Annotated in this window: 12 protein-coding genes and 3 tRNA genes; 6 read left to right on the top strand and 9 right to left on the bottom strand. The window is 56.1% G+C overall.

Features of this window, described 5'->3' with window-relative positions; all coding sequences use genetic code 11:
• Positions 1–35: 35 nt before the first annotated feature.
• On the top strand, positions 36–707 hold the full coding sequence (locus tag CDH48_RS05375; protein WP_100687717.1) for a hemerythrin domain-containing protein: 672 nt from the start codon (positions 36–38) through the stop codon (positions 705–707).
• 113 nt (positions 708–820) lie between these two features.
• Here CDH48_RS05375 and CDH48_RS05370 read toward each other — a convergent pair whose 3' ends face one another.
• The 3 genes from CDH48_RS05370 to CDH48_RS05360 are packed head-to-tail and all read right to left on the bottom strand — an operon-like array spanning position 821 to position 4563.
• A complete protein-coding gene (locus tag CDH48_RS05370; protein WP_100687716.1) occupies positions 821–1039 on the bottom strand; it encodes a hypothetical protein in 219 nt (72 codons plus the stop codon).
• A 24-nt stretch (positions 1040–1063) separates the two neighbouring features.
• Complete coding sequence (locus tag CDH48_RS05365; RefSeq protein WP_100687715.1) at positions 1064–2761, bottom strand: NADPH-dependent assimilatory sulfite reductase hemoprotein subunit; 1698 nt, start codon at positions 2759–2761, stop codon at positions 1064–1066.
• The gene (locus tag CDH48_RS05360) at positions 2761–4563 is read right to left on the bottom strand and encodes an assimilatory sulfite reductase (NADPH) flavoprotein subunit (RefSeq protein ID WP_100687714.1); all 1803 of its coding nucleotides are present in this window, start codon (positions 4561–4563) and stop codon (positions 2761–2763) included. Before CDH48_RS05360 ends, CDH48_RS05365 begins: the two co-directional genes overlap by 1 nt.
• Before the next feature lie 371 nt (positions 4564–4934).
• On the opposite strand from CDH48_RS05360, the gene CDH48_RS05355 reads away from it, so the two are divergent.
• Entirely contained in the window at positions 4935–5357 is a 423-nt protein-coding gene (locus CDH48_RS05355; protein WP_227520959.1) for a M24 family metallopeptidase, read from the top strand.
• 23 nt (positions 5358–5380) lie between these two features.
• Here CDH48_RS05355 and CDH48_RS05350 read toward each other — a convergent pair whose 3' ends face one another.
• Positions 5381–6718, bottom strand: a complete 1338-nt coding sequence (locus CDH48_RS05350) for an acetyl-CoA C-acetyltransferase (RefSeq protein WP_100687713.1) — start codon at positions 6716–6718, stop codon at positions 5381–5383.
• 221 nt (positions 6719–6939) lie between these two features.
• On the opposite strand from CDH48_RS05350, the gene CDH48_RS05345 reads away from it, so the two are divergent.
• Positions 6940–8346 carry a 3-oxoacyl-ACP reductase gene (locus tag CDH48_RS05345; protein ID WP_100687712.1) on the top strand — a complete coding sequence of 469 codons (1407 nt, stop codon included), beginning with the start codon at positions 6940–6942 and terminating at the stop codon, positions 8344–8346.
• Between the two features lie 40 nt (positions 8347–8386).
• On the opposite strand, the gene CDH48_RS05340 is transcribed toward CDH48_RS05345, so the two are convergent.
• The 5 genes from CDH48_RS05340 to CDH48_RS05320 form a co-directional block, all read right to left on the bottom strand.
• Positions 8387–8462 (bottom strand) — tRNA-Val (locus CDH48_RS05340).
• Between the two features lie 20 nt (positions 8463–8482).
• Positions 8483–8559: transfer RNA gene (locus tag CDH48_RS05335), tRNA-Asp, on the bottom strand.
• Between the two features lie 69 nt (positions 8560–8628).
• A tRNA-Val gene (locus tag CDH48_RS05330) sits at positions 8629–8704 on the bottom strand.
• Between the two features lie 130 nt (positions 8705–8834).
• Positions 8835–9722, bottom strand: a complete 888-nt coding sequence (locus CDH48_RS05325) for a DUF2846 domain-containing protein (protein ID WP_100687711.1) — start codon at positions 9720–9722, stop codon at positions 8835–8837.
• Between the two features lie 150 nt (positions 9723–9872).
• On the bottom strand, positions 9873–10841 hold the full coding sequence (locus tag CDH48_RS05320) for a hypothetical protein (protein WP_100687710.1): 969 nt from the start codon (positions 10839–10841) through the stop codon (positions 9873–9875).
• A gap of 214 nt (positions 10842–11055) precedes the next feature.
• Between CDH48_RS05320 and purE the strand changes: the two genes are divergently transcribed.
• The 3 genes from purE (at position 11056) to sodB (ending at position 13508) form a co-directional block, all read left to right on the top strand.
• Entirely contained in the window at positions 11056–11547 is a 492-nt protein-coding gene (gene purE, locus CDH48_RS05315) for a 5-(carboxyamino)imidazole ribonucleotide mutase (protein WP_100687709.1), read from the top strand.
• Between the two features lie 167 nt (positions 11548–11714).
• A complete protein-coding gene (locus CDH48_RS05310; RefSeq protein WP_100687708.1) occupies positions 11715–12839 on the top strand; it encodes a 5-(carboxyamino)imidazole ribonucleotide synthase in 1125 nt (374 codons plus the stop codon).
• A gap of 90 nt (positions 12840–12929) precedes the next feature.
• A complete protein-coding gene (gene sodB / locus CDH48_RS05305) occupies positions 12930–13508 on the top strand; it encodes a superoxide dismutase [Fe] (RefSeq protein ID WP_100687707.1) in 579 nt (192 codons plus the stop codon).
• Positions 13509–13690 lie beyond the last annotated feature (182 nt).

The following is a 13690-nucleotide window of genomic DNA, read 5'->3' as shown; positions in this document are numbered from 1 at the left end:
TATTATACTATTTAACAGAAGACAGGAGGTGAGCCATGAGATACCAGAGCATTCTTGGAAACTGCAACGAAACCACCGTTGGCGGCATGATCAAACAGTGCCCTGAAACCTTCACAGTGTTTCAGACCTATAGCCTTAATATGAACACTGACCGCGACAAAACCGTGCAGGAAGCTGCAGCGCAAGCAGGTGTACCCGGGAAAACCCTGTGCCGGCAGCTTTTCGATGTGTGTATGGAGCACAAACCGCTGGAGGAGATGGAAACAGACACGTTACTGGAACTCCTGCACACCGAGTATGACGCCGCTAACCTTGAACAACTGCCAGCGCTGCACCGGCTGGCCAGAAAAATCGAGGCCGTGCATCGGGCCAGCCCGGACGTACCCCAGGGCATTACTCGTGCGGTAAAGCAACTCGAGCAAACTCTGACCGATCACGTTAAACGTGAAGAAGCCTATGTACTCTCCCGCATGGAGCACGATAAGCCACCCATGCCGGATACCCCCATAGGCCAGATGAACGAAGAACACGATGCGATCAAATCACAACTTCGCGGCCTGAGAGAGTTAACCAATCACTATAAAGCCCCGGAAACTGCCTGTCGTTCCTGGCGCAGGCTGTACAACGAACTGAAAAGCCTTGATTTCAGCTTGTCGGAACAGATCTACCTGGAGCGGAATATTCTGTTCCCACGGTTTCAGTTCTGAGGCTCAACGGGGGCAGAATCAGGTTGTATCACACGAATGGAGCCCGCCCTCTGAATAATGCAGCCGTGCCCTGGCCGCGCTATTCAGAGGGTTTCGCTTTAGCCGTTTAAGGTTTATTCGTTATCTGAAATGTAAGACTGATAAACGGCAAGCGAAGCTTCCAGGCTATCCCGATAGGCAGCACCGTACTGATTCCCGCCAGAGTCCGCCTCGCGAATAGCTGCGGTGTATTGCCGGAAACCCTGCTGCGCAAACGCCAGGGCAGCAGGCACGCCGTCCCGCCCCGCCACAAAAGCAAGGCGTTCCCACTCTTTGGCTTCAGCATCGTTCATAATGCTCCTTGTGCACGGCCCGGTTTATTTCACCGGCTGGTGCAACATAGTCGGTGTGCGTTCCTGTTCTACGATACCAATTCTGACCAGAAAATCACCAAAACGCTCGTTAACCTCACGTTGCTGCTGGTAGGTCCGGAACAGCGGCCGCAGCTCGCTCAGGATTGTGTCTGTATCAATGTTCTCCCGGTACAGCCTGTTCATGCGCTGGCCCGAAAAATCCGCGCCCAGGTAGAGATTATACTTGCCAGGCGCTTTACCGGTCAGCGCAATCTCACCCAGGTACGGGCGGGCACAGCCGTTGGGGCAGCCGGTAATACGCAGATTGATGGCCTCCGGCTCCAGCCCTTCTTCCGCCATGGCCTGCTCCACGCGGGTGACAAACTCCGGCAGGAAGCGTTCGGCTTCTGCCATGGCCAGGCCACAGGTTGGCAGAGCAACACAGGCCATGGAATTCTGGCGCAAGGGCGAACTGCGATTGCCGGCATCCAGCTTGTATTCCTCTACGATGGCGTCCACCGCCGACTTCTTCTCCGGCGATACATTAGCGACAAGCAGGTTCTGATTACAGGTAATACGAAAGCTGCCGTCGTGAATTTCCGCGATTTTACGCAGTGCCGTTCGCAACAGTCCGTTTTCCGTATCCGCCACCCGGCCTGTGGGGATAAGCAGCGTCAGATGCTGATTGCCATCCTCACCTTCCACCCAGCCGAACCGGTCGCCGTTGTGGCTCAGGCTGAATGAGCGCGGCTTTTCAAAGGCCTGCCCGTGGTATTCTGCAAAGCGTTCCCGGAACCAGTCCATGCCATGGTCATCAATGGTGTATTTGAAGCGGGCGTGGGCGCGATTGGTACGGTCACCAAAATCCCGCTGAATGGCACAGATGGCTTCGCAGGCATCCACGATCTGCTCTTTCGGAACATAGCCTGCCATGGTGGCCAGGCGCGGATAGGTGGCCGGGTCGCCATAGGTCAGCCCCATGCCGCCACCAACCACCACATTAAAGCCACGTACCTGGCTATCTTCCACAATGGCAATCAGGCCGATATCGTTGGCAAACACATCGCAGTCGTTTTTCGGTGGAATGGCCAGCGCAATCTTGAACTTGCGGGGCAGGTATTTGTACCCGTAAAACGGCTCCTCTTCCTCGCCCAGTTTCTGAACACACTCCTCCCCCAGCCAGATCTCGGCATAGGCCGCCGAGCGCCAGCGCAAACGCTCGCTGATAGCCAGCGACAGCTCATGAATCTCCCCTTGCAGTTGCGACTGGTGAGGGTTCACGTTGCTGATCACATTGCGGTTCACATCACCACAGGCGCCGCGGCTATCCAGACCCAGCGCATTAATTTTCTGCATGAAAGGCTGCATCTGCTCCTTGAACACGCCGTGGAACTGGAACGTCTGGCGCGTGGTCAGGCGCAGCGTGGAATCCGCACACTCGTCGGCGATTTTATCCAGCCCCAGCCACTGGCCTGCGGTCAGCACGCCGCCCGGCAAACGCAGACGCACCATAAACTGGTACAAGGGCTCCAGCTTCTGGCGCCGGCGCTCATCCCGCACGTCCCGGTGATCCTGCTGGTAAGAACCGTGGAATTTGGTCAGCTTGGTATCATCTTCCGGCAGGGCGCCGGTGGTGCGGTCCGCCAGCCCTTCCAGAATGGTTCCGCGCAGGTAATTGCTCTCGCGCTTGATAACTTCGGCTTCAGGCAGTTGTTCACTCATCAGTACACATCCCGCTGGTAACGTTTATCCCGGTTTAACTGGCGCAGGAACTCTTCCGCCTGTTCCGGATTCAGCCCACCCTGCTCACTGGCAATCTCCAGCAGGGCCTGGTGAACATCCGGCGCCATTCTGTCGGCATCGCCACACACATACAGGCTGGCGCCCCGCTGCAGCCAGGCCCATACCTCGGCGCTGTTCTCCTTAAGGCAATGCTGCACATAGCGCTTTTCGGCCTGATCCCGTGAGAAAGCCACATCCAGCCGTGTAAGCAGGCCATCGCGACGCCACTTGAGCCACTCCGACTGGTAAAGGAAATCACTGCGGAACCGGCGATCACCGAAAAATAACCAGTTCTCGCCTTCCGCCTCCCGCTCTTCCCGTTCCTGCAGGAAGGCACGGAAGGGTGCCACGCCGGTACCCGGGCCAATCATGATCACCGGTTTGCTGTCATCCGGCAGGGCAAATTTCTTGTTGGGGTCGATATAGATCCGTACCTGATCCCCTTCGCTCATGCGGTCCGAGAGCCAGGCAGACGCCACACCCTCGCGATCCCGGCCATGGCTGGCATAGCGCACGGCTGCAACCGTAATGTGCACTTCGTCGTCCACAGCAGCCTGGCTGGAACTGATGGAATAGAGTCTTGGGGGCAGTTTGCGCAGCAGGTTCACCAGTTCCTGGGGTGCCAATCTGGGGATGGGCCAGGCCTTGATCAGATCCAGAAGGTCGCGCCCTTCCATCCAGGCCCTGAGCTCGCCGCTGTCTGCCACCAGAGCCTTGAGGGCATCGTCAGCCGCCAGGTCTGCCCAGTGCTTCATCAGCGGTGGCGTCAGCAGGGTAATCTCGCGGTAAAAAGCCAGAGCTTCTCGCAACGAAACCTCGCGTTCAACTGCAGAGACTGTCTGCTCGCCATCAAAATCCAGTGTACTCAGTAGCTCATTAACCAGGGCCGGATTGTTTTCCGGGAACACACCCACTGCATCGCCAGGTTTATAGACCAGCCCCGAGTCTTCCAGGGATAGCTCAATATGCCGTACTTCCTTGTCGGAACCGCGGCCGCTGAGCAATTGGTTGGTGAGGATAACCGCCGGGTATGGATGCTTGCGGCTATGAGCCGAGACCGGAGCCTGCTCTGCCGCTAACGGGTTGACAGCCGCGGGCTGGCTGGCGCCTGCCTCGCTGGCAATGGTCTCCAGCACCCGGTTGATCCAGTCCTCGGCCAGGTCTTCATAATCCACATCGCAATCCACTCGCTCGGCCAGGGCGGTTGCGCCCAAAGCCGCAAGCTTGCTGTCGAAATCCTGTCCGGTTTTGCAGAAATGCTCGTAACTGGAATCCCCCAGCGACAACACGCTGTATCTGAGCCCTTCCAGCCTGGGCGCTTTTTTGCCATGCAGGAACTCGTGAAAATCCAGCGCATTGTCAGGTGGATCGCCCTCGCCTTGGGTAGAGGCCAGCACTGCAAGATACTGCTCTTTCTTCAGCTGCCTGTGCTTGTAATCCGCCATATCCACAACCTTGGCGGATACGCCTTTATCCGCAGCCCGGGCCGCCAGTTGTTGAGCAAGCTCTTCTGCGTTGCCGGTTTGCGAGCCGAATAAAACAGTCAGTTCCGGAGCTGCAGATACAGGGGTGATTGCGGCAGCAACCGTATTGGCGCTCGCTCTCCCGGAACCACCTGAACACTTGCCGGCCAGAAAGCCCGCCAGCCAGAAAAGCTGCCCTTCGCTTATCCCGTCAAGAAGCTCTGCCAGGCGGGCCTGTTGACCCGCCGAAAGCGGCGATGAGTTCAGATCTGTCGTCATGTTGGATGATCCGTGTGAGCTATAAATAAATTACCGGTTTCCAGCCAAACCTGGTGAAACCTGCCCGCACTCTAGGAATCAAAAATCCAACGACAAAATAAAATAGTCAGGAGAAATAAATCGATAAATTCGATATTAAGGCCAACCCACTGTTTTATGTGGATATTAAATATATTCAAAATCGATCTAATCAAATTGACCTTAATCATTTCAACGAATAACGAAGTAATACCGGCCTGCTTATGAACCACAATCTGGTTGCGGTGAATGGTGGGTAGAAAGAAGCCGCATTTAAAACCCGTACGCTTGCAAGCCGGGCCTCAATCAAGGCTTAATGATAATCCGTTTCCGGAACCGAGAGCGACAGAGTCATGGATTACCGTAGCTACCGGGACAAACTTCAGCAGCAATTCCCGGATCCTGTACTGGCATTCGAGCCCGGTGAATACGAGGCAAGGCTGGCCTCGGTTCGCCGTGTATCTGACCCGGGCGGACGAGGTTATCGGCTATCCGTGGCAAGCCCCCGAGGCTGTGGGCCGCGATCTGGCCAGGCAGGTGCAACGCACATCAGGCACTTCGGCGCGGGCCTGGACGCCGCTGCAGCAGTAATACGAGAGGGTGTGACAGACCATGAAATTGCCCGGGCCGGCAGCAGTTGCATGCTGGGTGCCGGCAGTGAATTCATGAGCATGCAACCAATTGTGACCACCGGCGCCCGTAGCGGCATCATCCATACGAATCATGCAGGTTATGAGGTAGCACGCAGGCCTCGGCGCCAAACCGAACCTGCGTGAAACCGCTCCGGCTTTCCCGCAACTTATCGCTCCAGAATTGCCGTTACGCCCTGGCCCCCGGCGGCACAGATTGAAATCAGGCCTCGGCCACTGCCCTTTTCTTCCAGCAGCTTTGCAAGCGTGGCAACTATACGCCCGCCTGTGGCTGCAAAGGGATGCCCCGTTGCCAGGCTGCTGCCTTTCACGTTCAACCTGTCGCGATCAATGCTGCCCAGAGGTTTGTCCAGACCCAGCTTGTCCTTGCAGAATGCCGGATCTTCCCAGGCTTTGAGTGTTGAAAGCACCTGGGCTGCAAAGGCTTCGTGGATTTCATAGAAATCGAAATCCTGCAGCGTAAGACCGGCTTTATCAAGCAGGCGCGGCACAGCGTATGCCGGGGCCATCAGCAGACCCTCTTTTTTGTCCACAAAATCCACTGCGGCGACTTCCGAGAAAGTCAGCCAGGCTTTTACCTCAAAATTATTGGCTTTGGCCCATTCTTCGCTGGCCAGAAGCACGCAGGAGGCACCATCGGTCAACGCAGTGCTGTTGGCGGCGGTCAGGGTGCCCTTCTCGCGATCAAAAACCGGCTTCAAGGTTGCCAGCTTTTCCAGCGTTGTATCCGGTCGCAGGATGTTGTCTTTTTCAAGACCGGCAAGCGGTGTCATTAAATCGCTGAAAAAGCCCTCTTCATAGGCTTTCATCAGCTTCTGGTGACTTTCCCATGCCAGCAGATCCTGCTCATCTCGCGGGATGGACCACTCATGGGCGGTTACCTGTGCATGCTCGCCCATGGACATACCGGTGCGAGGCTCACCATTCTGCGGTATTTCCGGTTTCAGATGGCCCGGGCGGAAACTACTGAGAATTTTCAGACGCTCGCCAGTGGATTTGGCCCGGTTCAGATCCAGCAGGATTTCCCGCAGCCCTTCGCCCACTCCGATTGGGGCATCCGAGGTTGTGTCGGTGCCACCGGCAATGCCACAGTCAATCTGGCCCAGAGCGATCTTGTTAGCCACCAGAATGGCCGCCTCCAGGCCCGTTCCACACGCCTGCTGAATGTCGTAGGCCGGCGTTTCCGGCGCCAGCCCGCAGCTCAGCGCGGCTTCCCGGGTCAGGTTGAAATCCCGCGAATGCTTGATGACCGCGCCGGCAACCACTTCACCCAGGCGTTTGCCTTGCAGTCCGTAACGGTCCACAAGTCCGCGCAGGGCGGAGGTCAGAAGTTCCTGGTTACTGACCTTGCTGTACGCTGTATTCGAGCGTGCAAAGGGAACCCGATTGCCGCCAATGACGGCAACACGACGAATCCCGCCAGCGTTCTTGTCTGGCATTTTCGTTGCTGCCGGTTTCTTCTGGTTGGATTTCTGAGCCTGTGCCATGATGATATCCTTTCGTTAATAGTTCCAAGGTACGGGGGTCAGTTCATTCATGCCCTTGCACTTAGATAAGCGGTTACGAATCCAGTCTAGCGCCAACTGCCGCAGCCTCATTGGCAGCCATGACAAAGCCCCGCAGGCATTGAGTCAATCACATAGCGCACGGATTCTTTATTCTGGCAACCAACATGATCCACCCATCATCGCAACGCAAGGACGAAGTCATGTCAGACATCTACCTGAAACTTGTAAACACCCCGGTGGGCAAAACCGCCGCACAAACTCTGGGATTGCCCTCACCGGTTCCCCTTAAGCGACTCAAGCGCGCGGACCAGCCTTTTATTGAGGGTGATGTTCTGGTGGGCGCAGGTAACGGCGGCAAGGCTATTGCCACAATTGGCGGAGTTCTCGGTGCCAGCGCTGCCACACTTCATCATGCCAGCGGCAAGAGCACACTGGAGGACTCATCAAAAGCAGGCAACAAAGCGGAGGCACTGGATCTGGCCGCCGAAACAGACAAAAAGTTTTCCGCCCTGGTATTCGATGCCACCGGTCTGAAAGGCCCGGACGATCTTCGCACTCTGTACGATTTCTTTCACCCTACCATCAAAAAACTAGGCACAAATGCCCGCGTGGTGATTATAGGCCAGGATCCTGCCACCTGCCGCAAGGTAGCCCAGGCAGCAGCCCAACAAGCCCTGGAAGGCTTTACACGGAGTATAGGCAAAGAAGTTGGCAAGAAGGGCACAACCGCGAACCTGCTCTGGATGGCACCCAACGCGGAGAAGCAACTGGAATCCAGCCTGCGCTTTTTCCTCTCCGCCCGTTCGGCGTATGTATCCGGCCAGGTTGTGCGTATCGGCAAGAGCACCAGCGCCCCGACAACCAATCCCGTTGCGCCACTCACGGGGAAAGTCGCGCTGGTGACAGGCGCATCACGGGGCATTGGTGCATCCATTGCCGAAACCCTCTCCCGGGATGGCGCTACAGTGATCGGGTTGGATATTGAGCCGGCCATGGAAGAACTGGAAAAGGTAACCAGCGCCATCAAGGGCAAAGCCCTGGCCTGCGATATTACGGCGGCAGACGCCCCAAAGAAGATAGCGGACTATATAGAGAAGCATTTTGGCGGCGTCGACCTGGTCATTCACAACGCCGGCATTACCCGCGACAAAACCCTGGGCAATATGCCCGAGCATTTCTGGGATATGACCATCGCTGTGAACCTGGCCGCAGAAGAGCACATTAACGATGAACTCATGACGCGGGAACTGCTCAACGAAAACGGGCGCATTGTATGCATTTCGTCCATTAGCGGCATCGCGGGCAACTTCGGGCAAACAAACTATTCTGCCGCGAAATCCGGCGTAATCGGTTATGTCGAGGCCATGGCAAAACAGGTGAAGAACGGCGTTACCATTAACGCAGTAGCGCCCGGCTTTATTGAAACACGGATGACTGCTGCCATGCCCGTAACCTTGCGCGAAGCCGGGCGGCGCATGAACAGCCTTTCTCAGGGTGGCCAGCCAGTAGACGTTGCAGAAACCATTGCCTGGTATTGCAGCCCGGCATCCGGCGGCGTAAACGGGAACGTTGTGCGGGTGTGTGGTCAGTCGCTGATCGGGAAATAAGAAAAAAGGGCAAGTCCTGCGGACTTGCCCTTTCAGAATCTGGTGGGTGGTACTGGGATCGAACCAGTGACCCTCGCCTTGTAAGGGCGATGCTCTCCCAGCTGAGCTAACCACCCGGGAATAAATCAGAAAATAGTGGCGGAGCGGACGGGACTCGAACCCGCGACCCCCGGCGTGACAGGCCGGTATTCTAACCAACTGAACTACCGCTCCGCATCAACCCGGCATTGAGCCTGAGTCGCACATCGAATGCAAGAACTCGATGTGTGCCTTGAAAGTAAGTGGTGGGTGGTACTGGGATCGAACCAGTGACCCTCGCCTTGTAAGGGCGATGCTCTCCCAGCTGAGCTAACCACCCACTTCAGCATTTCAAAGCCGTTCACTTGCGCTGAGGTTAACTGAGCCTGCGAACAAACTTCAATGCTCAACCAAGTGAGAGGCGCATTTTAAGCATTTACCCGGCGGTGTCAAATCTTTTTCGGGAAAGTCTAAAAAAACCACCAACCGTCCGATTCCGCTGCTTCGCGACGCTCCCGTTCCGCCTCCAGCGCTGCATACTCCTGCTCCAACAGCTCAATTTTCCGGTCCGTCTCAAGCGGCACCGAGGGGTCACCACCAAAAGGCCAGTACCAGGATGGAGGGTCATAACGACCTTCCCTCTCAAGCCTTTCCATTTCCAGCCGGCGCTCCTGTTTCAGGAGAACCATGCGCCGTTCGTAATCCACATCCTCGTTGACCTCTACAATAGAGACTGCTGCATGATTTGGCGCCAGCAGATCACTGTTCAGAAAGCGCGTTGATACTATCTCCTGCCCCTGCATGGCGTATTCCCGGGTAACCAGTTGCAGGTCACCCCGGGCAAGCGGGTGTTCCGGATCCAGATCGGGGTGCACCTGTGTGGGCTCAGTCAGCTCATTGTACCGCAGATAATAAATTCGCCCGGCCTCAACATTGAGCGTGGCATCAGCAATCAGGCTGAGGCTGAACGAGTTCACCCCCTCCAGGCCAAGCAAAGGCCGGCGCATGGCAATATGGCGTTCTCCGGGGCTTACCACCAGCCAGGTGTAACTGTTGTTACGAATATTGAAATAGTGATTGTCGTCAATATAAACACTGGGCGCCTCAATCTCGTCGGCGGCCCACTGGGAGTGGGTGCGATAGAAGTACAGAACCGAATGCTTGTTGCGGTTCCACTGGTCGTTATCAATGTGTACGAAATCGTGGCCGGAGACCGGGTGCAGGAAGGCCCCGGTGCTTTTGCCAATGGACTGGTAGAAAGTGCATCCGGATGCAAACAGCACCAATGCGGCTAACATCACACGGAAACACAGCAAGCGCAGTTTGGACGGCTCAGAAAAAGACACTGGGGTTTTCATTTTTGTTCACTCTTCATCCTTTTGTGAGTTGCCCGATCATAGCAACTGCCACACGATATAAATGAGAGCTACCGCAAGGGATGAATAACAAACCGTTACAAACCCGGCACCAGTGTCACTGCCGCGCGTTCCGGCCTCACACAGCAACTGCTACTGGCCAGACACCTGGCTGCGAAGCTGGTTCACCTCCTCCGACAGGCGCACAAGCCGTGACGTTAACTGAGCGCGGGAAGAATCAATCGCCTGAACATTTCTCTTCAATGCGGCAAGTTCATTTTTTAACGCCTGGTTGCCATCATTGTCAGCCACGCCTGCCAGCTTCTTTTCCAGTGCAGACAACCGCCCTTCAATACCGCTGATCCCGAGTTTCTGCTCCTGCTCAAAACGACGCACCCGCCTGTCAACAACCTGGTCCACATCGGCCAGTTGTTTGCTCAGCACCGTCAACTGATCGGTGGCCTGCCGGTTAGCGTCTTCCAGGGCCGCAACCGACGTCTCCATCTGCCTTGACAAGGCCGCAAGGTCCTCACTCAAAGACGCCCGAACCTTCTCAACAGTGGAATCCAGATCCGCCAGCGCCTTCCTGCTCTCAGCAAGCCCCTGTTCTGCCGCAGCAATCCGCTCTTGCTGATCGTTCAGGCGCTTCTTGTTACGCTCATTTGCAACAACCCACAGCTTGCGAATCTCGCTCTCTGCTTCATCAATCTGCTTCTTCTGGGCGGCCAGCTTTTCCGAAAGCGAGGCCCCGCGCTCCTGCAGACTCTCCCCGGTTTCCGAAAGATCCCCTTCAAACCGCGCCAGCGCCAGCTTGCTTTGCCGCGCCCAGTAATCCGCCTCCTCCAACTGCCCTTCAAGCATCTGAATCCGCTGGTTCTGGGAATACCACCCCGCCACTGAAGCGACGGCCACCGCAATCACCAACAACCACAAAACTGCCAGCCCAGACCGGCCACCGCCACCCCCGTTGCCACTGCCCTTGGCCGGCTTCGGCGGCCTGGACTTCCCGCCGGCACCCTCGGCGGACGATTTCGGTTTTTTCTGAGCCGACACTTTGCGCTCCGGCGCACCAGTAGGCCGTTCGGCTCTCAGTTCGTCGTCATCTGGACGGATGGGTTCCATTGCAACTCCTGGGTATGGGCGATTCATTTAGCTGGCCCTGATAATACATGCACCTGCTAAAGGGTTGAAATGAAGAAACCAAAAGGTATTAATCCTGCGTTCCCACGCCAGGGATTTGGGCACGGTAGGAGGCCTGCACCCAAACACTTCCTTGCATGGCAGATAGCCAAAACATACAATGGCCGGCTTTCCAATTATCACAGGACAGTTGCGTATGCAGCCGCTTGTAGGACTTATCATGGGCTCCAAATCCGACTGGCCCACCATGGAACACGCCGCCAACATGCTCGAAAAACTCGGCGTGGCCTATGAAGCGAAAGTCGTCTCGGCCCACCGCACCCCGGACCTGCTTTTCGATTACGCCAAAACCGCCGCCGATCGCGGCCTGAAAGTCATTATTGCAGGCGCCGGCGGCGCAGCTCACTTACCCGGCATGGTTGCGTCACAGACATCCTTGCCGGTCCTGGGCGTGCCCGTACAGTCCAAAGCACTCAACGGTCTTGATTCGCTGCTCTCCATTGTACAAATGCCTGGTGGCATTGCCGTTGGCACCCTGGCAATCGGCAGCGCAGGAGCCACCAACGCCGGATTACTGGCCGCCCAGATTATCGGCACCTTTGATACAAGCGTGCGCAAAGCTGTTGATGAATTCCGGGCGACACAGACCCAAGCAATACTGGATAATCCTGATCCGAAAGAGCAGTAATCTCAACTCTTGTGCAGGAGCGTGCGGGAAGGGCTTTCCAAAACACGCTGTGAATACATCCATGTACGCTTGGCTCCGCCATCCATGGCTCCGCACAGTTTTGGAAAGCCCTTCCCGCACGCTCCCCCAAACTTTGATCAATGCCCGACAACGGCAGGAGAACACAAATGAGAATTGGTGTACTAGGCGCCGGCCAACTGGGAAGAATGCTTGCCCTCGCCGGATATCCGCTGGCCAAAACCTTTGTTTTCTATGACATGTCCGGCAGCCCCAGCGTCGGGCTGGGTGAAGTCATCGTTGATCGCGAGGGTAAATACCTGGATGACTTCCTGTCCCGGGTCGATCGAGTCACCTACGAATTTGAACACCTCCCGGTGGAGGTAGCCGAAAAGCTGGCGCAAGAAAAACCGGTTCACCCCTGCCCTCGCGCCCTGCAGGTTTGCCAGAACCGCGAAGCCGAAAAAACACTGTTCGGTGAGCTTGGAATTCCTACCCCGCGGTGGAAAATTGCCGACAGTGCCGGATCCCTGAGGGCCGTAGCAGAAAACCTGGGTTGCCCGGTGGTTGCCAAGTCCAACACCGAGGGCTACGACGGCAAAGGCCAGGCCGTCCTCAGAAGCCCGGAAGACGCAGAAGCGGCCTGGGAAGCCATCGGCCACCCCCGGCTGATGGTGGAAAAGTTTGTAGAATTCAGCCGCGAAGTATCCATCGTTGCGGTACGCGGTGAAGACGGCCAGCTGGCGTTCTACCCCATATCAGAAAACGTACACCACGAGGGCATTCTGCGTTATTCCATTGCCCCGGCCCCGAAACTGGAAAAACACACCCAGCAGGATGCAGAGCGTTATATCAAAGAACTGATGAACGAACTGGGGTACGTAGGTGTACTTACACTGGAGCTGTTCGAAACAGCCAACGGATTGGTGGCAAACGAGATGGCCCCCCGGGTGCATAACTCCGGGCACTGGACCATCGAAGGCGCCATGACCAGCCAGTTCGAGAACCACATCCGGGCCGTCAGCGGCCATCCGCTGGGCAGTGTTGAGCCCCGCGGCCTGAGCTGCATGATTAACATCATCGGTGAGCACGGCGAAGTTGAACGCCTGCTGGAACTGCCTTACGCTCATGTTCACCTTTACAACAAAGGCGAGCGGCCAGGGCGCAAGCTTGGCCATGTTAACGTTCTTGCAGACAGCTATGAAGAACTGGTGTGGCGGGTCAGGAACTGTGTACAGTTTCTTCCCGGCAGCCCGGAATTCATAAGTTCGCTGAACAGAAAAAGCAAAGGCTGAATCAGCCTGAGGGGTTGATATCGCTCAAATCGACCCTATATTAGTGCGGTGACATTCACCACAAACGAGAGAACCAGGGAGAACGACCTCATGGCATTTGAACTTCCGGCATTACCTTACGAAAAGAACGCACTGGAACCACATATCTCTGCTGAGACCCTCGAATACCACTATGGCAAGCACCACAATACCTATGTGACCAAGCTTAATGGCCTGGTAGAAGGTACAGACAACGCCAACAAGTCGCTTGAAGACATTATCAAGAGCGCCAGCGGCCCGCTGTTCAACAACGCAGCCCAGGTCTGGAACCACACCTTCTACTGGCACTGCCTGAGCCCGAACGGCGGTGGCGAGCCCACAGGTGCGGCCAAAGAAGCCATCGAGAAAGCTTTCGGTTCGTTCGAAGACTTCAAAAAAGAGTTCAACGACAAAGCCGCCAACAACTTCGGCTCCGGCTGGACCTGGCTGGTTAAAAAGGCAGACGGCAGCGTTGCCATTGTTAACACCAGTAATGCGGAAACACCGCTTACCGGTGCTGACAAGCCGGTTCTGACCGTTGATGTGTGGGAGCACGCGTACTACATCGATTATCGCAACTCCCGCCCGAACTACCTGGAAGCCTTCTGGAATCTGGTTAACTGGGATTTCGTGAACGAAAACCTCGCCTGATAAAACCGGCAGGCTTTCCGGATACAGTCATCAACGGCTGAATTCAAGACGCCCGCTGCAAGCGGGCGTTTTTCGTGTAGCCTTTTACTGCAATTACAAATTGAAACGCCAGTAAACTGAAGTATTTGGAATAATCGCCGATACTGGAAGCGGTGATGGTTAACCTGAACCATGATCGAAAC

It is taken from the genome of Marinobacter aromaticivorans, assembly GCF_002806975.1.
Classification (GTDB): domain Bacteria; phylum Pseudomonadota; class Gammaproteobacteria; order Pseudomonadales; family Oleiphilaceae; genus Marinobacter; species Marinobacter aromaticivorans.
Note: the sequence above shows the minus strand (reverse complement) of the source record. Positions and strands in the feature narration are given on the sequence as shown.